This window comes from Nucisporomicrobium flavum, from assembly GCF_016464385.1.
GTDB lineage: Bacteria > Actinomycetota > Actinomycetes > Mycobacteriales > Micromonosporaceae > Actinoplanes > Actinoplanes flavus_A.
In genome coordinates, this window is the sequence record NZ_JADMLH010000039.1 from 1 (window position 1) to 19,968 (window position 19,968).

The 19,968-nt window shown below is 71.0% G+C and carries 16 protein-coding genes and 1 pseudogene; 13 read left to right on the top strand and 4 right to left on the bottom strand.

Translation table 11 applies throughout. The features are described 5' to 3' along the window. A pseudogene (locus IT780_RS41185) lies at window positions 1-132 on the top strand (IS481 family transposase); the annotation flags it as partial. Here IT780_RS41185 and IT780_RS41190 read toward each other — a convergent pair. Next, window positions 129-1,487 carry a cellulase family glycosylhydrolase gene (locus IT780_RS41190; RefSeq protein WP_372443935.1) on the bottom strand — a complete coding sequence of 453 codons (1,359 nt, stop codon included), beginning with the start codon at window positions 1,485-1,487 and terminating at the stop codon, window positions 129-131. The pseudogene IT780_RS41185 and the gene IT780_RS41190 sit on opposite strands and share 4 nt — an antisense overlap. 226 nt (window positions 1,488-1,713) lie before the next feature. On the opposite strand from IT780_RS41190, the gene IT780_RS41195 reads away from it, so the two are divergent. From IT780_RS41195 to IT780_RS41210, 4 genes are all read left to right on the top strand, one after another. Next, window positions 1,714-4,419 (top strand): cellulose binding domain-containing protein, encoded by a 2,706-nt coding sequence (locus tag IT780_RS41195; RefSeq protein ID WP_307831672.1) that lies wholly within the window; start codon window positions 1,714-1,716, stop codon window positions 4,417-4,419. Between the two features lie 11 nt (window positions 4,420-4,430). Continuing rightward, window positions 4,431-7,343: a glycoside hydrolase family 48 protein gene (locus tag IT780_RS41200; protein ID WP_199517347.1), complete on the top strand. Its 2,913-nt coding sequence runs from the start codon at window positions 4,431-4,433 to the stop codon at window positions 7,341-7,343. A gap of 28 nt (window positions 7,344-7,371) precedes the next feature. After that, window positions 7,372-8,454 carry a lytic polysaccharide monooxygenase auxiliary activity family 9 protein gene (locus IT780_RS41205; RefSeq protein WP_199517348.1) on the top strand — a complete coding sequence of 361 codons (1,083 nt, stop codon included), beginning with the start codon at window positions 7,372-7,374 and terminating at the stop codon, window positions 8,452-8,454. Between the two features lie 189 nt (window positions 8,455-8,643). Further along, window positions 8,644-9,576: an AbfB domain-containing protein gene (locus IT780_RS41210; RefSeq protein WP_199517349.1), complete on the top strand. Its 933-nt coding sequence runs from the start codon at window positions 8,644-8,646 to the stop codon at window positions 9,574-9,576. A 13-nt stretch (window positions 9,577-9,589) separates the two neighbouring features. Here the strand turns inward: IT780_RS41210 and IT780_RS41215 are convergent, their stop codons facing one another. Next, window positions 9,590-10,585, bottom strand: a complete 996-nt coding sequence (locus tag IT780_RS41215) for a LacI family DNA-binding transcriptional regulator (RefSeq protein WP_199517359.1) — start codon at window positions 10,583-10,585, stop codon at window positions 9,590-9,592. A gap of 283 nt (window positions 10,586-10,868) precedes the next feature. On the opposite strand from IT780_RS41215, the gene IT780_RS41220 reads away from it, so the two are divergent. Genes IT780_RS41220 through IT780_RS41250 form a run of 7 tightly spaced genes read left to right on the top strand, consistent with a single transcriptional unit; the run spans window position 10,869 to window position 17,346 of the window. After that, complete coding sequence (locus IT780_RS41220) at window positions 10,869-11,858, top strand: ABC transporter substrate-binding protein (protein ID WP_199517350.1); 990 nt, start codon at window positions 10,869-10,871, stop codon at window positions 11,856-11,858. Between the two features lie 59 nt (window positions 11,859-11,917). Continuing rightward, window positions 11,918-13,432: a sugar ABC transporter ATP-binding protein gene (locus IT780_RS41225; RefSeq protein WP_199517351.1), complete on the top strand. Its 1,515-nt coding sequence runs from the start codon at window positions 11,918-11,920 to the stop codon at window positions 13,430-13,432. Next, window positions 13,429-14,442 carry an ABC transporter permease gene (locus IT780_RS41230; protein WP_199517352.1) on the top strand — a complete coding sequence of 338 codons (1,014 nt, stop codon included), beginning with the start codon at window positions 13,429-13,431 and terminating at the stop codon, window positions 14,440-14,442. The genes IT780_RS41225 and IT780_RS41230 overlap by 4 nt, the downstream gene beginning before the upstream one ends. Continuing rightward, a complete protein-coding gene (gene yjfF / locus IT780_RS41235) occupies window positions 14,439-15,452 on the top strand; it encodes a galactofuranose ABC transporter, permease protein YjfF (protein ID WP_199517353.1) in 1,014 nt (337 codons plus the stop codon). The genes IT780_RS41230 and yjfF overlap by 4 nt, the downstream gene beginning before the upstream one ends. A 16-nt stretch (window positions 15,453-15,468) precedes the next feature. Beyond that, the gene (locus IT780_RS41240; RefSeq protein WP_199517354.1) at window positions 15,469-15,957 is read left to right on the top strand and encodes an RICIN domain-containing protein; all 489 of its coding nucleotides are present in this window, start codon (window positions 15,469-15,471) and stop codon (window positions 15,955-15,957) included. 10 nt (window positions 15,958-15,967) lie between these two features. Beyond that, window positions 15,968-16,456 (top strand): nucleoside deaminase, encoded by a 489-nt coding sequence (locus tag IT780_RS41245; RefSeq protein WP_199517355.1) that lies wholly within the window; start codon window positions 15,968-15,970, stop codon window positions 16,454-16,456. Next, window positions 16,453-17,346: a TIGR03619 family F420-dependent LLM class oxidoreductase gene (locus IT780_RS41250; protein ID WP_199517356.1), complete on the top strand. Its 894-nt coding sequence runs from the start codon at window positions 16,453-16,455 to the stop codon at window positions 17,344-17,346. The genes IT780_RS41245 and IT780_RS41250 overlap by 4 nt, the downstream gene beginning before the upstream one ends. Here IT780_RS41250 and IT780_RS41255 read toward each other — a convergent pair. Continuing rightward, on the bottom strand, window positions 17,343-17,936 hold the full coding sequence (locus IT780_RS41255; protein ID WP_199517357.1) for a TetR/AcrR family transcriptional regulator: 594 nt from the start codon (window positions 17,934-17,936) through the stop codon (window positions 17,343-17,345). The two genes, IT780_RS41250 and IT780_RS41255, sit on opposite strands and share 4 nt — an antisense overlap. Window positions 17,937-18,017: 81 nt before the next feature. On the opposite strand from IT780_RS41255, the gene IT780_RS41260 reads away from it, so the two are divergent. Continuing rightward, on the top strand, window positions 18,018-18,425 hold the full coding sequence (locus IT780_RS41260; protein ID WP_199517358.1) for a nuclear transport factor 2 family protein: 408 nt from the start codon (window positions 18,018-18,020) through the stop codon (window positions 18,423-18,425). An 11-nt stretch (window positions 18,426-18,436) separates the two neighbouring features. Here IT780_RS41260 and IT780_RS41265 read toward each other — a convergent pair. After that, window positions 18,437-19,968: transketolase-like TK C-terminal-containing protein (locus tag IT780_RS41265; RefSeq protein WP_443678604.1), on the bottom strand; the 1,532-nt coding region annotated here is incomplete at its 5' end.

Sequence of the window (19,968 nt, forward strand, 5' to 3'; positions counted from 1 at the left end):
ACCAGCAGCCAAGACCGCGCCGACGCACTTCCCGGATGGTTGCACACTTACAACCATCACCGCGGACACACCGCCCTCGCCGGCCAACCACCGATCACCCGCATCAACAACGGTGCTGATCACTACATCTAGGCCGCCGCGCAGCTCACGGCCGGTGCGGTGTTCGTGCCGGTCGAGCTGGCCGTGAAGCCCCAGCTGGTGCTGCCCCCGGCCGGCAGGGAGCCGTTGTACGACATCGAGCGCGCCGTCACGGCGTCCCCGGAGGTCGTCACGGTCGCGTTCCAGGTGTTGGTGAAGCGCTGGCCGTTGGGCCACGTCCAGGTCACGGTCCAGGAGCTGATCGCCGCGCTGCCGGCCTTGACCGTCACCGCGCCCTGGAAGCCGCCGCCCCACTGTCCGGTGATCGCGTACGCGGCCGAGCACGACTTGCCGGCCGGCGGGTTCGACGGCGGGGTGGACGGGCCGCTCGGCGGCGTCGAGGGCGGCGTGGAGCTGCCGGCGTACACGCTGGCCTCGCGCGAGGTGGCCTTGATGCCGTTGGCGCCGTTGAACAGCCGCTGGCCCCACGACGTCAGCTGGGTGGCGTCGAAGTTCGTGACGAGGTCGAGGTACTCGACGCCGCCGCCGTTGCCGCTCCACGACCAGCCCAGGTAGCCGATGCCCTCGGCCTGCGCGGTGGCCATGATGGTGTCCTCGTCGGGGTTGCCGTCGGAGTGGTTGAAGCCGAACTCGCCCACCACGATCGGCAGCCCGGCGCTCTTGAACCGGCCCAGGTAGTCGGTGATCTCCGCGGCGGTGTCGAAGACGCCGTACATGTGGATCGAGAAGATGGTGTTGCGCTGCGGGTCGGTGGCGAAGATCGAGGCGGCGTTGTCCCGCATGGTGAAGGACCAGTCCTGGCCCCAGTTCGGCGCGTCGACCATGATCGAGTGTTCGAAGCCGGCCGCGCGCAGCCGGGTGATCGCGTTCTTGGTGTCGGCCACCCAGCCCGCGGTGTTCGTGTTGCCGTACGGCTCGTTGCCGATGTTGAGGATGACGTAGCGCTCCTGGCCGGCCAGCGCGCTCTTGATGCCGATCCAGTAGTCGACCGCCCGGGCCAGCGTGGTCGCCGCGGCGTCCTCGCCGTACCCGGTGGTGTCGTGCACCTCCAGCACGCAGATGAGCCGGTTGGCCTTGCACTGGTTGATCACGTTGGTGACGTCCGCGGCGTCGTTGCGGGTCCAGCGGTCGCCGCTGCTGAGCACCACGCGCACGGTGTTGGCGCCGAGGGCCTTGATGTCGGCGAGCGCGCCGAGCTTGTCGGCGTACCAGGTGTGGGCGTGGTTGACGCCGCGCATCACGAAGGCGTTGCCGTTGGCGTCGAGGATGCGCGATCCGCTGACGGTGAAGCCGGCGGCGGCCTGGGCGGGCTGGGCGGTCAGCGTCGCCCCGGCCACCAGGGCCGTGGCCAGGGCGGCGAGGCCGCCCAGAAGGCTGCGTTTTCTCACGGGTGGGTCCTCCATCGGTGTAGGAAGCGCTCCCATGACGGTGGACAGGCCTATGTCTACCTACTCGGTTAAGTCCTTGTCAACATCGGCATCTGCCGATGGGTTTGTTTCCGGCTCTTGACTTCCAGGTGAACACGGCCGACAGTCATGGGAGCGCTCCCATGAGAGACGTCCGTCGATGGTGCTTCCCCCAGGGCGCCGCCGACGTCCCCGAGAGGATTGCCCCTTGCATCGCCCACGCTTCATCGCCGTCGCCGCCGCGCTGACTCTCGTCGGCGCGGCGGCGCTGGTCGGCCAGGCCGCCCACCGGCCCGCGCCCGCCCTCGCCGCCGCAGCCGGCGACACGTACGCCTGGAAGAACGTCCGCATCGACGGCGGCGGTTTCGTCCCGGGACTCGTCTTCAGCCGCGCCGAGAAGAACCTCATCTACGCCCGTACGGACATCGGCGGCGCGTACCGCTGGAACCAGGCGAACCAGAGCTGGACCCCGCTGCTCGACTGGGTGGGGCAGAACAACTGGGGCTACAACGGCGTGCTGAGCATCGCCGCGGACCCCGTCGACGCCAACCGGGTGTACGCCGCGGTCGGGATGTACACCAACAGCTGGGACCCCAACAACGGCGCGATCCTGCGCTCCACCGACCGCGGCGCCACCTGGCAGGTCAGCACGCTCCCGTTCAAGAACGGCGGCAACATGCCCGGCCGCGGCATGGGTGAGCGGCTGGCCGTCGACCCGCACGACAACCGCAACGTCTACTTCGCCGCCGAGGGCGGCAACGGCCTGTGGCGCAGCACGAACTACGGCGCCAGCTGGTCGAAGGTGACGGCCTTCCCGAACGCCGGCAACTACGTGCAGGACCCGTCGGACACCAACGGCTACCTCAGCCAGAACCAGGGCCTGACCTGGGTGACCTTCGACGACGTGACCCGCGACGTCTACGTGGGCGTGGCCGACAAGCAGAACCCGGTCTACCGCTCCACCGACGGCGGCACGACCTGGGCCCGCATCCCCGGCCAGCCCACCGGCTACCTGGCCCACAAGGGCGTCGTCGACCCGGTCAACCACTTCCTGTACATCGCCACCAGCGACACCGGCGGTCCGTACGACGGCGGCAAGGGCCAGGTGTACCGGCTCAACACCGCGACGGGGGAGTGGACCGACGTCAGCCCGGTCAAGCTCAGCGCGGGCAGCGACCTGTACTTCGGCTACTCCGGCCTGACCGTCGACCGGCAGCACCCCGGCACCCTGATGGTCGCGACGCAGGTCTCCTGGTGGCCCGACGCGATCTTCTTCCGCAGCACCGACAACGGTGCGACGTGGACGCGGATCTGGGACTGGACGAGCTACCCGAACCAGTCCAAGCGCTACACCATGGACATCTCCGCCAACCCGTGGCTGGACTTCAACACCAACCCGCAGCCGCCGGAGGCCACGCCGAAGCTCGGCTGGATGAACGAGTCGGTGGAGATCGACCCGTTCGACTCCAACCGCCTGCTGTACGGCACCGGCGCCACCGTCTACGGCACCACCCAGCTGACCAACTGGGACCGCAACACGACGTTCACGATCCGCCCGATGGCCAAGGGGCTCGAGGAGACCGCGGTCCTCGACCTGGCCAGCCCGCCGTCAGGCGCCCCGCTGGTCAGCGCGCTCGGCGACATCGGCGGCTTCCACCACGCCGACCTCGACACCGTGCCGGCGAACTTCCACGACACCCCCAGCCTGACCAGCACCACGAGCCTGGACTTCGCCGAGGCCACGCCCACCGTCTTCGCCCGGGTGGGCAACGCCGACGCCGCCCCGCACATCGGCGTCTCCACCGACGGCGGCAAGACGTGGTACCAGGGTCAGGAGCCGGGCGGCGTGACCGGCGGCGGCACCATCGCGGTCTCCGCCGACGCGGGCGCCTTCGTCTGGGCCCCGGCCGGCGCCGACGTGCACTACTCGACCACCCGCGGCAGCTCGTGGACCCGTTCCACCGGCATCCCCGCCGGCGCGACGGTCGAGTCGGACCGCGCCGACGCCAAGACCTTCTACGGGTACGCCGCCGGCAAGTTCTACGTCAGCCGTGACGGCGGGGCGACCTTCACCGCCTCGGGCGCGACCGTGCCGGCGTCGGGCACGGTGCACTTCCACGCCGTACCGGGCAAGGCGGGCGACGTGTGGCTCGCGGGGACGTCCGGGCTGCTGCACTCCACGAACTACGGGGCGACGTTCGCGGCGGTCGCCTCGGTGAGCTCCGGCATCAACGTGGCGTTCGGCAAGGCGGCACCGGGTGCGGCGTACCCGGCGGTGTTCCTGGTCGGCACGGTCGACGGCGTCACCGGCGTCTTCCGCTCCGACAACACCGGTGCCGCCTGGGTCCGCATCAACGACGACGCCCACCAGTACGGCAACGCGGGCGAGGCCCTCGCCGGCGACCCGCGCGTCTACGGCCGCGTCTATCTCGGCACCAACGGCCGCGGCATCCTCTACGCGGACCGGCAGGGCGGCACCACCACCCCGTCGCCGTCCAACCCGACGCCGTCCGACCCGACGCCGTCGAACCCGGGCCCGTCGAACCCGACGCCGTCCGACCCCACGCCGTCGAACCCCTCGCCGTCGAACCCGCCGCCGTCCTCGGCCGGGTGCTCCGCGGCGTACCGGATCACCGGGTCCTGGAGCGGCGGCTTCCAGGCCGAGGTGACCGTACGCAACACCGGCCCGACCACGACCAAGGGCTGGTCGGTCGGCTGGACCTTCACCGCCGGGCAGACCTTCGCGCAGGCGTGGGGCGGCACCGGCACGCAGACCGGCACCGGCGTCACCGTCCACGACGCCGGCTGGAACGGCGCCCTGGCCCCGGACACCAGCACCACGTTCGGCTTCCTCGGCACCTGGACCGGCAGCAATCCCGTTCCGTCCCCTGTCACCTGCAGCCCGTCCGTCTAGGAAGGAAGCCCATGAGACGCAAGGCTAGAAGGGCCCTCGCGGCCTGCGGTGCCACGCTCCTCGGCACCGGCCTCGTCATCACCGCCGCCCCACCACCCGCGCTGGCCGCAGCCGGCTGCACGGTGGTGTACAAGGTCGCGAGCCAGTGGAGCGGCGGCTTCACCGGTGACATCGCGATCACCAACACTGGTGACCCGGTCACCAGCTGGCGCCTCGAGTACGACTTCCCCGACGCCGGGCAGCGCGTCACCCAGGGCTGGAGCGGCACGTACTCCCAGAGCGGCGCGCACGTCACCGTGAACAACGCTTCCTGGAACGGCAACCTGGGCACGGGCGCCAGCGTGAGCACCGGCTTCAACGGCACGTTCACGTCGGCGAACCCCGTACCGACGGCGTTCACGCTCAACGGCACGACGTGCAACGGCACCGCGGCCGCGCCGACCGTGGCGCTCACCAGCCCGGCGGCGAACACCCGCTACACCGCGCCGGCGTCGATCCCGATCACCGCCACGGCGACCGCGGCGAGCGGCCGTACGGTCAGCAAGGTCGAGTTCTACCACGACGGCCTGCTGCTGAGCACCGACACCACGTCGCCGTACAGCTACACCTGGAGCGGGGTGCCCGCGCAGACCGCGGCGTACCACGTGCAGGCGATCTCGTACGACTCCAGCGGCGTCAAGAGCACGACCGCCGACGTACCGGTCTTCGTCGACGCCTCCGCCGATCCCTCGGTGGTCGTCGACCCGACCTCGGTGACCGTGTCGCCGGGCAAGACGGCGACGTTCAAGGTGTCGCTGTCGAAGGCGCCGTCCTCGAGCACCAGCGTCTCGATCGCCCGCACGGCCGGGGCCACCACGGTCTCCGCCTCGCCCGCGACGCTGACGTTCACCACGGCCAACTGGAGCACCCCGCAGACGGTCACGCTGACGGCCGCCGAGGCGGCGGAGGCCAACACCCAGGCCACCTTCAGCGCCACCGGCACCGGCCTCACCGCCGCGACGGTCACCGCGCTGGTGGTCGCCGAGGGCAGCGCCGACGGCCGGTTCACCCAGCTCTACACCGACATCAAGAACCCGGCCAACGGCTACTTCAGCCCGGAGGGCGTGCCGTACCACTCGGTCGAGACGCTGATCGACGAGGCGCCCGACCAGGGCCACGAGACCACCAGCGAGGCGTTCAGCTACTGGCTGTGGCTGGAGGCCGAGCACGGCCAGGTCACCGGCGAGTGGACGCCGTTCAACACCGCGTGGCAGACGATGGAGAAGTACATCATCCCGTCGCACGCCGACCAGCCCACCAACGACAAGTACGACCCGTCGAAGCCGGCCACGTATGCCGCCGAGCACCCGCTGCCGTCGCAGTACCCGTCGCAGCTCGAGTCGGGCGTGTCGGTGGGCACGGACCCGCTGGCCAACGAGCTGAAGAGCGCGTACGGCACCCCGGACATCTACGGCATGCACTGGCTGATGGACGTGGACAACACGTACGGCTTCGGCCGCTGCGGTGACGGCACCACGCGCGTCGCGTACATCAACACGTTCCAGCGCGGCCCGCAGGAGTCGACGTTCGAGACCGTGCCGCAGCCGTCCTGCGACACGTTCAAGTTCGGCGGCCCCAACGGCTACCTGGACCTGTTCACCAAGGACGCCTCGTACGCCAAGCAGTGGAAGTACACCAACGCCCCGGACGCGGACTCGCGCGCGGTGCAGGCGGCGTACTGGGCGTACACCTGGGCCACCCAGCAGGGCAAGGCGTCGCAGATCTCCACCTCCGTGGCGAACGCCGCGAAGATGGGCGACTACCTGCGCTACTCCTTCTACGACAAGTACTTCAAGAACCCCGGCTGCACCTCGACCTCCTGCCCGGCGGGCAGCGGCAAGAGCAGCTCCAACAACCTGATGTCCTGGTACTACGCGTGGGGCGGCGCCACCGACACGCAGGCCGGCTGGGCCTGGCGGATCGGCTCCAGCACCAGCCACTTCGGCTACCAGAACCCGATGGCCGCGTACGTGCTGAGCAACGTGAGCGCGCTGACGCCGAAGTCGGCGACCGCCAAGGCGGACTGGCAGGCGAGCCTCAACCGGCAGCTGGAGTTCTACCAGTGGCTGCAGTCGTCCGAGGGCGGCATCGCCGGCGGCGCGACGAACAGCTGGAACGGCGCCTACCAGGCCCCGCCGTCGGGCACCCCGACGTTCTACGGCCTGTCCTACGTCGAGGCTCCGGTGTACGAGGACCCGCCGTCGAACCGCTGGTTCGGCATGCAGACGTGGTCGCTGGAGCGGCTCGCCGAGTACTACTACACGACCGGTGACACCAAGGCGAAGTCGGTGCTCGACAAGTGGGTCCCGTGGGCGCTGGACAACAGCACCATCGGCACCAGCACCTTCTCGATCCCGTCGGACCTGGCGTGGACCGGCAAGCCCAACACCTGGAACCCGTCGAGCCCGTCGGCCAACACCGGCCTGCACGTCGAGGTCACCAGCAAGGGCCAGGACCTCGGTGTGGCCGGCTCGTTCGCCAAGCTGCTCACGTACTACGCGGCCAAGTCCGGCAACACCCGGGCGAAGACGGCGGCCAAGGGGCTGCTCGACGCGATCTGGGCGTACAAGGACGGCAAGGGCGTGTCGGTGACCGAGACCCGCGCGGACTACAACCGCATGGACGACGTCTACGACGCGGCCACCGGCCAGGGCATCTACATCCCGCCGGGCTGGAGCGGCAAGATGCCCAACGGCGACGTCATCAAGCCGGGCGTGTCCTTCCTGGACATCCGCTCCTTCTACAAGAAGGACCCGGACTGGCCGAAGGTCCAGGCGTACCTGGACGGCGGCCCCGCGCCGACCTTCAACTACCACCGCTTCTGGGCCCAGGTCGACGTGGCCACGGGCTACGCGGACTACGCCCGCCTGTTCCCCAACGGCTGACCCCGCAGCCACCGAAGAAGGAGACACGATGAGAAAGGCGAGATGGGTGGCGGCCGCGATGCTGCTGCTCACCGGGACCGGTGTCGCGGTCCTGCAGTCGGCGCCCGCCCAGGCGCACGGCGCGATGATGGCGCCCGGCAGCCGCACGTACCTGTGCTGGAAGGACGGGCTGACCAACAACGGCGCGATCCAGCCGAAGAACGCGGCCTGCGCCGCGGCCGTGGCCCAGAGCGGCACCACGCCGCTGTACAACTGGTTCGCGGTGCTGCGCTCCGACGGTGCCGGCCGTACCTCCGGCTTCATCCCCGACGGGCAGCTGTGCAGCGGCGGTACGGGCGGGCCGTACAACTTCACCGGGTTCAACCTGGCCCGCAACGACTTCCCGGTGACCCACCTGACGTCGGGCGCGAGCATGCGCTTCGACTACAACAACTGGGCCAAGCACCCGGGGACGTTCTCGCTGTACGTCACCAAGGACAGCTGGAGCCCGACGCGGGCGCTGGCCTGGAGCGACCTCGAGTCCACGCCGTTCAGCCAGGTCGTCAACCCGACCTCCGTGGGCGGCCCGGGCACCGAGGACGGGCGCTACTCGTGGACGGCGAACCTGCCGTCCGGCAAGAGCGGCCGGCACATCATCTACTCGGTGTGGTCGCGCTCGGACAGCACGGAGACCTTCTACGGCTGCTCCGACGTCGTCTTCGACGGCGGCAACGGCCAGGTCACCGGCGTCGGTGACGGCACCACGCAGCCGCCGCCGACCGACCCCAGCACCCCGCCGACGGACCCGAGCACGCCGCCGCCCGCGGGCAACGGCAGCTGCACGGCGACGTACACGACCACCGGCAACTGGGGTGGCGGCTTCCAGGGCGAGGTCAAGGTCAACGCCGGCACCTCGGCGGTGAACGGCTGGACCGTCTCCTGGACGTTCCCGGGCGGGCAGTCGGTGAGCCAGCTCTGGAGCGGCAAGTACACCGGATCCGGATCCTCGGCGACGGTCAAGAACGAGTCGTGGAACGGCACGGTGGCCGCCAACGGCTCCACCACGTTCGGCTTCACCGGTACGGGCACCGCCCCGACCAGCGTCAACAACCTCGCCTGCACCTCACCGTGACAGGGGCCGCCCCGCCGTGAGAAGCGGGGCGGCGTCGAGAGCCGGCCCGGGACGTGGTTCCATCCCCGCGTCCCGGGCCTCCTCGCGCGTCATGTCGGTCTTGCGTTCCGTGACCTTTGGCACGAATATGGCTGCGGCGCTTTGCGCGTCTTTCGCACGTCATGCTCCGCCGCCACGGAACGGAAGTGCATGTCCACAGAGGATCAGTCCCGCACCGCCGAGTTGCGCGTGGGCGGCTGGGTGCCGCCGTACCGGCAGAGCGCCACCGGCCCCTCCCCGCTGCCCGACGCCTTCCTCGCGGCCGCGAGCGCCGCCGTGCCGCAGCCCGGCCGTCCGTCCGGCGCCGCCGGGCCGGACCGCCGCAGCCACCGGGCGGTCATCGCCGCCTGCGCCGCCCTGGCCGTGCTCGCCGTGACCGGCGTGATGGCCTACGAGAGCGGCCATACCACCCGGCCCGGCCCGCCACGTTTCGTGGCGCTGCCGGTCGTCCCGACGGTTCCGGTGCCCCCGCTCGGCCCCGCGTCCGCCTCGCCCTCGGCGGGCCCCGCCGAGCGTTCCCTCGCCGCGAACCCGATCGGGTCCGCCTCCGCCTCGGCCTCGGCGCACAGCCCGGCGCCCACGGCCTCCTCGGTGCGCCCGTCGGCCTCCCCGTCGGAGGCTCGCCCCCGGCCCACCCGGACCCGCGCGCCGGAGCGCCGCGGCCCATTCACGATCGGCCGCGGCGTGGGCCTGGAACCGGCCGGGATGACCGGCTACCGGGTCCGGCACCGCGACTTCCGGGCGCGCATCGACCGCATCGACGCCGGCAGCCCGTCCCTCGACCGCGCCGACTCCACCTTCACGGTGCGCGCTGGGCTGGCCGGCACGGGCTGCGTCTCGTTCGAGTCGGTCAACTACCCGGGCTCGTTCCTGCGCCACCGCGACGGCGGCATCTGGCTGGACCGCCGCGACGGGACGGGCGACTACGCGGGGGACGCGACGTTCTGCCCGCAGGCGGGCCGGGGCACGGACACGGTGCTGCTGAGCTCGCAGAACCAGGCGGACAGGTTCCTGTCGCTGCGCCGCGGGCGGCTGGGGCTGAGCGGATGGCCGGTCGCCTTCACCGTACGGCCACCGCTGTGAGCGACCCCGGGGCTCAGCGCGGGGGCGGGGCGGTGCTGCCGCGGACGACGAGCTCGGGGGTCACCACGATGTGTGCCGGCGCCTCGGGCTCGTCGGTGTCGGCCATGTGCTGCAGCAGCAGGGTGAGGCTGCGGCGGCCGAGTTCGGCGAAGTCCTGGCGGACCGTGGTCAGCGGCGGGAGGAAGTAGCCCGAGTCCGGCATGTCGTCGAAGCCGACCACGCTCACCTCGTGCGGGACCGGGCGGCCCGCCTCGTGCAGGGCGCGCAGCACGCCGAGCGCGATCCGGTCGTTGGCGCAGAAGACCGCGGTGACCTCGGGGTCGCGGGCGAGCTCCTGGCCGCGGCGGTAGCCCCATTCGGCGGTCCAGGAGTCGAAGGCGACCGGGGGCACGACCGCGCCGGCCTCGTACAGGGTGTCGCGCCAGCCCATGACGCGTTCCTGGGCCTCGGGCCAGTCGTGCGGGCCGCCGACGTGGTGGACCGTACGGTGTCCCAGCCCGAGCAGGTGCTGCGTGGCGAGGCGGGCGCCGGCGGCGTTGTCCACCCGTACGGTCGGCACCGCGTCGGTCTCGCCCGCGCCGCCGACCGCGACGCAGTAGAGGCCACCCGGCGCCTGCAGCAGCCCGTTGGTGACGGCCGGCTTCGGCGCGATGGCGATGATGCCGTCGACGGCGTGCTGGGAGAGCCGGTCCACCGCCTCGAGGACCTCGCGGCGTTCCAGGTTGCGGACCGTCGCGATGCTGACCAGGTAGCCGGCCGCGCGGGCGGCGTCCTCGATGCCGTACAGCATGGACGCCGGGCCGAACAGGGTGGTCTCGAAGCCGATCAGGCCCAGCGTGTGTGACTGCCGGGTGACCAGCGTGCGGGCCGCGAGGTTGCGGCGGTAGTTCAGCGACTGCATCGCCTCGAGCACGCGCGTACGCGTCTCCTGTTTGACGTTCGGATGCTCGTTGAGGACGCGCGAGACCGTCTGGTGCGACACCCCGGCGAGCTTGGCGACGTCACGCATGACCGTGACCCGCTTCTTCGATGGCACGCGGCCCCCCTGTCGATCTCACTGATCGATCACAGTGTAGATCCGCGGTTACCTCTTGACGGCGCGTTTGAGAACGGTAACACTCCTGAAACGCACCGTGTGGTGCACGCCACTGCATTGAAGCCCTTGGTTGGCGCAGGTTCGCTCGGCTTTTGATCTTGCGTACCTCCGCGCCGCCCGGTCCCCCCTTCCGTCATCGACCGGCATTTTCCGAGATCCAAATTGTGAACGCTAACAACAGCTAGTGGAGGACGTCATGCGCAGGAAATGGTTCGCCGCGCTGCTTGCCGGCGCGCTGGTCACGGCCGGGGTGACCGGCTGCGGCGGCGACGACGCCGGCTCCGGGTCCGGCTCGGGCTCGGGCGGCGACAAGATCACCATGGGCTTCTCCCAGGTCGGCGCCGAGAGCGGCTGGCGTACGGCCAACACGAAGTCCATCCAGGAGTCGGCGGCGAGCGCCGGTATAACCCTGAAGTTCTCCGACGCCCAGGGCAAGCAGGAGAACCAGATCAAGGCCATCCGCTCGTTCATCGCCCAGCGCGTCGACGTTATCGCGTTCTCGCCGGTGGTCGAGTCCGGCTGGGACACCGTGCTCAAGGAGGCGAAGGACGCCAACATCCCGGTGATCCTCACCGACCGCGCGGTCGACTCGCAGGACACCTCGCTCTACAAGACCTTCATCGGCTCCGACTTCGTGCTCGAGGGCAAGAAGGCGGGGGAGTGGCTGGTCAAGGAGTACCAGGGCAAGAACGACCCGGTGAACATCGTGGAGCTGCAGGGCACCCCGGGCGCCGCGCCGGCCAACGACCGCAAGGCCGGCTTCGCCGACGTCATCAAGGCCGACCCGAAGTTCAAGGTGATCGCGTCGCAGACCGGGCAGTTCACGCGTACGGACGGCAAGGAGGTCATGGAGGCCTTCCTGAAGACGTACCCCGACATCGACGTGCTGTACGCGCACAATGACGACATGGGCCTGGGCGCCATCGAGGCGATCGAGGCGGCCGGCAAGAAGCCCGGCAAGGACATCAAGATCATCACGGTGGACGCGGTGAAGGACGGCATGACCGCCCTGTCCCAAGGCAAGATCAACTACATCGTGGAGTGCAGCCCGCTGCTCGGCCCACAGCTGATGGATCTGGCGAAGAAGGTCAAGGCCGGCGAGCAGATCCCCAACCGGGTGCTCACCGAGGAGACCACGTTCGACCAGGAGCAGGCCAAGGCCGCCCTGCCGAGCCGCAAGTACTGACAGCCGCGGCCCCGCCCCGCGACCAGCGGGGCGGGGCCCTGCGCAGAAGGGCACCACCCATGACCGAGCGGACCGTCCTGGAGATGACCGGGATCCGCAAGACCTTCCCCGGCGTCGTCGCGCTCGACGGCGTGGACTTCCGGCTGTTCCCCGGCGAGGTGCACGCCCTCATGGGCGAGAACGGCGCCGGCAAGTCGACCCTCATCAAGGTCCTCACCGGCGTGTACGGCATCGACGGCGGCGACATCCGCCTCGCCGGGGAACCGGTGCACTTCGCCGGTCCGCTGCAGGCCCAGCAGGCCGGGGTCAGCACCGTCTACCAGGAGGTCAACCTCTGCACCAACCTCTCGGTGGCGGAGAACATCTTCATCGGCCGTGAGCCGCGCCGGCTCGGCCGCATCCGCTGGGGCGAGATGCGCCGCCGGGCCTCCGCGCTCCTGGCCGGTCTGGACCTGGACCTGGACGTGGCGGCACCGCTCTCCTCGTACTCCCTGGCGATTCAGCAGATGGTGGCGATCGCCCGCGCCGTCGACATCTCGGCCAAGGTGCTCATTCTCGACGAGCCCACGTCCAGCCTCGACGCCTCCGAGGTGGAGCGGCTGTTCGAAGTGATGCGGCGGCTCAAGCGCGACGGCGTGGCCATCCTGTTCGTGTCGCACTTCCTCGACCAGGTCTACGAGATCGCCGACCGGATGACCGTGCTGCGCAACGGCCGCCTCATCGGCGAGTACCGCACCGAGGAACTGCCGCAGATGCAGCTCGTCACCAAGATGATCGGCAAGGAGCTGACCGTCCTCGACCGGCTCGACGACGAGGCGCGCACCACCGCGGCGCCCGGCGAGCCGGTGATCGCCGCGCACGGCCTCGGCCGGACCGGCGCGGTCCAGCCCTTCGACCTGACGATCCGCTCCGGTCAGATCGTCGGGCTCGCCGGGCTGCTCGGCTCCGGGCGTACGGAGGTGGCGCGCCTGCTCTACGGCGCCGACCGCGCGGACAGCGGGCACGTCGAGATCGGCGGGGAGCAGGTCACGCTGCGGGCCCCGCGTACGGCCATGCGCCACGGCATCGCGTTCTCCTCGGAGAACCGGCGTACCGAGGGCGTCATCGGCGACCTGACCGTGCGGGAGAACATCGTGCTCGCCCTGCAGGCGGCGCGCGGCTGGTCCCGCCCGATCCCGCGCCGGCGCCAGGACGAACTCGTCGCCAAGTACGTCAAGGCGCTCGACATCCGCCCGGCCGACCCGGAGATCCCCGTCCGCAACCTCAGCGGCGGCAACCAGCAGAAGGTGCTGCTGGCCCGCTGGCTGATCACCGAACCCAAGCTGCTCATCGTCGACGAGCCCACCCGCGGCATCGACGTCGGCGCCAAGGCGGAGATCCAGAAACTCCTGGTGGAGCTGGCCGGGGGCGGCATGGCCGTGCTTTTCGTCAGCGCCGAGCTCGAGGAGGTGCTGCGGCTCAGCCACACGATCGAGGTGCTGCGCGACCGGCGCCTGGTCGAGGAGATCGAGAACACCGGCGGCGTCGACGCCGACCGCATCATGCAGACCATCGCGAGCGGAGCCACCGCATGACCGCCCTGACCCGCCACCGCCTCTTCTGGCCCGCGGCCGTGCTGGTCGTGCTGCTGGTCAGCAACGTCTTCTTCGCACCCCGCTTCTTCTCCATCACCGTGCACGACGGCCACCTGTACGGCTCGCTGATCGACGTGCTGCGCTCGAGCACCCCGCTCGTGCTCGTCGCGCTCGGCATGACCGTGGTCATCGCGACCGGCGGCATCGACCTCTCCGTCGGCTCGGTCATGGCGATCGCCGGCGCGGTCGCCTGCCTCATGATCGGCGACCTGCCGAACCAGGACAGCGTCGGCGGCGTCCTGCTGGCCGTCGCCGCCGCGATCGGCCTCGCCGTGGTACTCGGGCTGTGGAACGGCGTGCTGGTGTCGGTGATCGGCATCCAGCCCATCATCGCGACGCTGATCCTCATGGTCGCCGGCCGCGGCATCGCCCAGCTGCTCACCAGCGGGCAGATCATCAACGTCTCGTCGCCGCCGTTCCGCGTCATCGGCGCCGGCTACTTCCTGGCGCTGCCGGTGTCGGTGCTCATCGTCGCCGCGGTCGTGGCGATCGCCGTGGTGCTGACCCGCCGGTCCGCGCTGGGCGTGCTGGTCGAGGCGGTCGGCGCCAGCCCCACCGCGAGCCGGCTCGCCGGCATCCGGGCCCGCGGACTGACGATCATGGCGTACGTCTTCGCGGCCGTCTGCGCCGCGGTGGCCGGCCTCATCTTCAGCTCCAACGTGGCCAGCGCCGACAGCAACGCGGCCGGCAACCTCATCGAGCTCGATGCCATCCTCGCCGTCGTCATCGGCGGTACGGCGCTCACCGGCGGCCGCTTCTCGCTGGCCGGCAGCGTGCTGGGCGCGGTGCTGATCTCGGCGCTCGACATCACCACGTACACGATCGGCATCCCGGCGGAGACCACCCTGCTGTTCAAGGCGGTCGTGGTCGTCGTGCTCTGCCTGAGCCAGTCCGCCGCGTTCCGGGCCGTCGTCCTCCGCCGCCGCCGCACCGCAGGAGCCCCCGCATGACCGCCGTCACCTCCCCGCCCCGGACCGCCCCGCCCACCTCGGCGGCCCGCCGCCGTCGCTGGGCGGACCGGCGGCACGTGCCCGTGCTCGTCACGCTCGCCCTGCTCGTGGGCATGTACGGCACCGGCGTGGCCAACTACGAGAACTTCTCCGACACCCAGGTCCTGCTCAACGTCTTCGTGGACAACGCGTTCCTGCTCGTGGTCGCGGCCGGCATGACCTTCGTGATCCTCACCGGCGGCATCGACCTGTCGGTCGGCGCGGTGGTCGCGCTGACCACGGTGGTGGCGGCCACGCTGCTGCACGCCGGGTGGCCCGCGGCCGTCGTGCTCCCGCTCGTGCTGCTCATGGGTACGCTGCTCGGCCTCGGCATGGGCGCGGTCATCCACTACTTCAAGGTGGAGCCGTTCATCGCCACGCTCGCCGGCATGTTCCTCGCCCGCGGGCTGTCCCTGCTGATCAACCGCAACTCGATCCCGATCACCGACCCGTTCTGGACCGCGATGGCCCAGAAGCGGATCCGGTTCGCGCCCGGCATCTTCATCTCCACGAGCGTGGTGATCGCGCTGGTGGTGGTGCTCGTCGCGGCGTACGTGCTGGCGTACACCCGCTTCGGCCGTACGGTCTACGCGATCGGTGGCAACGCCGACTCCGCGCTGCTCATGGGCCTGCCGGTGGGCCGTACGCGGATCGCGGTGTACACGGTCAGCGGCTTCTGCTCGTCGCTGGGCGGGGTCCTGCTCAGCTTCTACATGCTCTCCGGCTACAGCCTGCACGCGCAGGGCATGGAGCTGGACGCCATCGCCGCGGTGGTGATCGGCGGGGTCCTGCTGACCGGCGGCTCCGGCTACCTGTTCGGCACGGTCCTGGGCGTGCTGCTGCTCGGCCTCATTCAGACCATCATCACGTTCCAGGGCACGCTCAGCTCCTGGTGGACGAAGATCGTCATCGGCATCCTGTTGTTCGGGTTCATCGTCCTGCAGCGCCTCGTCACGAGACGCGCCCGCTGAGATGGTGTTCCGCCTCGTGAACGCGGGCACCGGCGCGGTGCTCGTGCTGCGCGACGTGGCCGCCGACGGCGATGCCCTGACCTGGCGGTGGGCGCCGGACGACGGCGTCTGCGGCCCGTGGCAGCCGGCCGACATGGGCGACGGCACCCAGCAGTTGCGCGAGCTGCGTACCGGCCGGCTGCTGGGTGACGCCGGGCCGCGGGCCCAGGCGTGGTGGTTCGTGCCGGACGGCCGGCGCGGCATCGAGCACGCCGCCACCGGCGTACGCCTCGGCGGCCCGGACTGCTCGTGGGAGGCCGACTACCGGGTCAACGGCTGTTTCCAGCTGCGCAACGCGGAGACGGGGTCCGTGCTCGGTCAGCTGTGGCGGCTGCGCTACGGCGGGGCCGGCACGTTCCGCATCCAGAACGCGTCCACCGGCCAGGTGCTCGGCCTGACCCGCGCCGAACGGATCGTGGAGACCGGCGACGGCACGAGCCGCGACCGGCTGTGGCGCTTCCACTAGCCTCGCCTCCATGACCACAGTGGATGTCGACGAGTTGATCGGTGCGGCGCTCGGCGAGGACGCCGCGCTCGCTCGCGCGGTGGAGCTGGCGGGCCGAAACCGCGTCGCGGGGCAGCTGCCCTTCGCGGCGCTGGTGGTCCGCGACGGCAAGGTGATCGGCGCCGGCGTGAACACGGCGATGGCCGACCTCGACCCGTCCGCGCACGGCGAGGTCACCGCGATCCGCGACGCGGCCCGGCGGCTCGGCACGCTCGACCTCTCCGGCGCCGTCGTCTACTCCAGCTGCGAGCCGTGCGCGATCTGCCGCCTGGTCGCCGCCGCGTCCGGGGTCAGCGAGATCGTCTTCGCGGCGCCGAAGGAGAGCGTGCCGGCGTGGATCGACGGCGACCCGGCGACGACCGCACGGCTCATCGACGCGGTCACCGCGGTGCTGCCGGGCATCGCCCGCCGCGGTGACTCCGGAGTGGACGCCGCGGGCGCCTTCGGGGGCGGGCGATGATCCCGCTCGGCGTCAATGTGCCCAACTTCGGTGCCGAGGCCACGGTCGGGGCGCTGCTGGACTGGGCGCGGTTCGCCGAGGACGAGGGCTTCGCCACGCTCGTCGTCTCCGACCACGTCGTTCCCACGCCCGAGGTGACGGCCCTCTACCCGGACCCGTTCCACGACCCGTTCGTCCTGCTCGCCTGGCTCGCGGGGCAGACCTCCCGGGTCCGGCTCGGCACGTCCGTGGTCGTCCTGCCGTACCGGCACCCGCTGCACACCGCCCGGATGAGCGCGATGCTGGACCTCATGTCGGGCGGCCGCTTCGTGCTCGGCGTCGGCGCGGGCTGGGCGGCGACCGAGTTCGCCGCGCTCGGCGCCGACCACGCGGCCCGCGGCCAGGTCACCGACCGGTACCTGGACCTCATCACCACCGCCTGGGCGCGGGAGCGGGTCAGCGCCGAGCTGCCCGGCATGCGGATCACCGACGCGGCGACCGGCCCGCGACCGGCCGCGGGGCGCCTCCCGGTCTGGGCGGGCGGCGCGTCACCCCGGGCGATCCGCCGGGCCGCCCGCTGGGCGAGCGCCTGGCACCCCATCAACCCGCCGTACGAGTGGCTGCGCGACCGCGGCGTCCCGGCGCTGCGGGCGGCCGCCGCCGACCTCGGCAGTCCGGTGCCGGACCTGGTCGTACGCATCAAGGCGCGGCTGCAGCCCGCGTCGGGCGGGCCCGGCCGGCCGCTCGGCGTGGGCACCCTTGCGGAAGTCGTGGAGGACGTGGCCACCCTGGAACAGCTCGGCGCGAGCGAGGTCATCCTCGACGCCAACCCCGACACGCCCCGGCCGCGCGACTTCGACGCCGAGCGGCGGCACCTGGTGGAGATCGCGCAGGCGTACGCGGCCCGCTAGCTGTTCGGGGATGCCTGCGCCCCGGCCAGGAGCAGGAAGCACGGGCGGAGCAGGTCGACGATCTCCTCCGGCGAGGCGTCCGCGAGCCGGCCGAACCGGAGCAGATAGCGCTCGATGATCACGCCGTGGACGATCGCACCGAGCAGACCTGCGCGCAGGCCGGCGTCGGAGGTGGGGATCGACGCGCTGATCCGGTCGAGCAGGGGTTCGCCCGCGGCGCGGTAGCGCTCGGCGGCGTCGGCGTTGGTCAGCATCGACCGCAGCACGGCCAGTGAGGCCGCCGGCTCGGCCTCGAGGCGCGCACCCAGCGCGCTGAGCATGGCCTCGGCCACCTCGCCGGGCGTGCTCCCGGCCACCTCGCCGGGCGCCTCTCCGGCCGGCAGCTCGGCGGCGCGGGAGAACAGCGCATCCTTCGAGCCGAAGTAGTGCATGACGAGGCCGGCGTCGACACCGGCCGCCCGGGCCACGGCGCGGATCGTGGTGCGCTCGTAGCCGAGGTCGGCGAACATCCGCCGGGCCGCGGCGAGGATGCCCTCCTCGGTCCGGCGGCGTTGCTGCGCCCGGGTCGGCCGGGCGGTCGGGTCGGTCACCCGCCGATTCTACGGACGTTGACCGTACCGGCCATTCGTTCTACGGTCGTTCAATCAACGAGCGTGGAACGAGGAGGTGCCATGTCGCTCCCGGCACGCGAGGTCGTCACCCGGATCCTCCAGGCGAGCCTCGACCAGGACATCGACGGCTTCGTGGCGTTGCTGGCACCCGACGCGCACCTGGAATGGCCGTACCGGCCGCCGGGAGCGCCCGCCGGCCTGCGCGGCCGCACAGAGATCCGTGCGCACCTGGCCCAGGTGGCCGGCACGTTCGTCCGGTTCGACCGCCACCGCGACGTCGTGATGCACGAGACCCTGGACCCGGAAGTGATCATCGTGGAGTACGAGGCCGACGGCACGCTCATCCCCACCGGCGCGCCGTTTCGCCAGACGGTCATCTCCGTGTGGCGCGTACGCGACGGCCAGGTCGTGTTCTGCCGCGATTACATCAACCCGCTGCCGTTGATCGAAGCCCACGCCGGCCGCTGAGCCCTCTTGTATCAGCCCAGCCCGTACGCCGCCCGCGCCTTGCCGACCGTCGCGGGGTCGAGCGCGCCCGTGGCGACCACCTCCCGCAGCACCCGTACGGCGATCGACGGCGCGTCGACGTGGAAGTGCCGGCGCAGCGCCGCGCGGGTGTCGGACCGGCCGAAGCCGTCGGTGCCCAGCGACGCCCACCGGCCGGGCACGAACCGGGCGATCTGGTCGGGGACCGCGCGCATCCAGTCCGAGACGGCCACCGCGGGCGCCGGATGCTCGCGCAGGCGGCGGGTGACGTACGGGACCCGCTCGTCGTCATCGGCGGCCAGCGCCTCGCGGCTCAGCTCCGTCCACGAGGTGACCGACCATACGTCGGCGGGGACACCCCAGTCGTCGCCGAGGAGACGTTGTGCTTGCAGCGCGGCGGGTACGGCGATCCCCGACGCGAGGATGTGCGCCGCCGGCTCGCCCGTACCGCTGATGCGGTGCATGCCGGCGAGGATGCCGTCGAGGTCGGCGTCGTGCGGTTCGGCCGGCTGGGGGATCGGTTCGTTGTAGAGGGTCAGGTAGTAGAAGACGTTCTCCTGCCCGTCGCCGTACATACGGCGCAGGCCGTCGCGCACGATGTGGGCCAGTTCGTAGCCGTAGGCGGCGTCGTAACTCAGGCACGCCGGGTTGGTCGCCGCGATCAGCAGCGAGTGCCCGTCCTGATGCTGCAGGCCCTCGCCGTTGAGCGTGGTGCGCCCGGCGGTCGCCCCGAGCAGGAAGCCGCGGGTCATCTGGTCCGCGGCCGCCCACAGGCCGTCCCCGGTGCGCTGGAAGCCGAACATCGAGTAGAAGATGTACAACGGGATCATCGGCTCGCCGTGCGTCGCGTACGAGGTGCCCGCGGCGGTCCACGACGCGGTGGAACCGGCCTCGGTGATCCCTTCGTGCAGCAACACGCCGCTGGTGGACTCGGTGTAGCTCAGCAGCAGCTCACGGTCGACCGAGGCGTACGTCTGGCCGTGCGGCGAGTAGATCTTGCGGTTGGGGAACAGCGCGTCCAGCCCGAAGGTCCGGGCCTCGTCGGGGATGACCGGCACGAACCGGTGGCCGATCCGGGGATCCTTCATCAGGTCCTTGACCAGCCGTACGAGCGCCATGGTCGTGGCCACCGGCTGATTGCCCGAACCCCGTCTCACCGCGGCGTAGGCCTCGTCGCCGGGCAGGGGCAACGGCTTGCTCCTGACCGTACGGGCCGGAACGAAACCGCCGAGCTCGCGCCGTCGTTCTTGCAGGTATTTCATCTCGTCCGAGTCCTCGCCCGGGTGGAAGTACGGCGGGAGGTACGGGTTCTCCTCGAGCTGCTTGTCGGAGATGTCCAGGTAGAGGCGGTCGCGGAAGCCTTTGAGGTCGTCCAGGGTGAGCTTCTTCATCTGGTGGGTGGCGTTACGCGCCTCGAAGTGCGACCCCAGCGTCCAGCCCTTGATGGTCTTGGCGAGGATGACGGTGGGCTGGCCGGTGTGTTCCATCGCGGCCTTGTACGCGGCGTACAGCTTTTTGTAGTCGT

What these genes read in the sequence shown, in the direction of transcription:
- IT780_RS41200 (WP_199517347.1), top strand. Translation starts at nt 4,431, where the DNA reads ATGAGACGCAAGGCTAGAAGGGCCCTCGCGGCCTGCGGTGCCACGCTC.
- IT780_RS41205 (WP_199517348.1), top strand. Translation starts at nt 7,372, where the DNA reads ATGAGAAAGGCGAGATGGGTGGCGGCCGCGATGCTGCTGCTCACCGGG.
- IT780_RS41210 (WP_199517349.1), top strand. Translation starts at nt 8,644, where the DNA reads ATGTCCACAGAGGATCAGTCCCGCACCGCCGAGTTGCGCGTGGGCGGC.
- IT780_RS41215 (WP_199517359.1), bottom strand. Translation starts at nt 10,585, where the DNA reads ATGCGTGACGTCGCCAAGCTCGCCGGGGTGTCGCACCAGACGGTCTCG.
- IT780_RS41220 (WP_199517350.1), top strand. Translation starts at nt 10,869, where the DNA reads ATGCGCAGGAAATGGTTCGCCGCGCTGCTTGCCGGCGCGCTGGTCACG.
- IT780_RS41225 (WP_199517351.1), top strand. Translation starts at nt 11,918, where the DNA reads ATGACCGAGCGGACCGTCCTGGAGATGACCGGGATCCGCAAGACCTTC.
- IT780_RS41230 (WP_199517352.1), top strand. Translation starts at nt 13,429, where the DNA reads ATGACCGCCCTGACCCGCCACCGCCTCTTCTGGCCCGCGGCCGTGCTG.
- yjfF (WP_199517353.1), top strand. Translation starts at nt 14,439, where the DNA reads ATGACCGCCGTCACCTCCCCGCCCCGGACCGCCCCGCCCACCTCGGCG.
- IT780_RS41245 (WP_199517355.1), top strand. Translation starts at nt 15,968, where the DNA reads ATGACCACAGTGGATGTCGACGAGTTGATCGGTGCGGCGCTCGGCGAG.
- IT780_RS41250 (WP_199517356.1), top strand. Translation starts at nt 16,453, where the DNA reads ATGATCCCGCTCGGCGTCAATGTGCCCAACTTCGGTGCCGAGGCCACG.
- IT780_RS41260 (WP_199517358.1), top strand. Translation starts at nt 18,018, where the DNA reads ATGTCGCTCCCGGCACGCGAGGTCGTCACCCGGATCCTCCAGGCGAGC.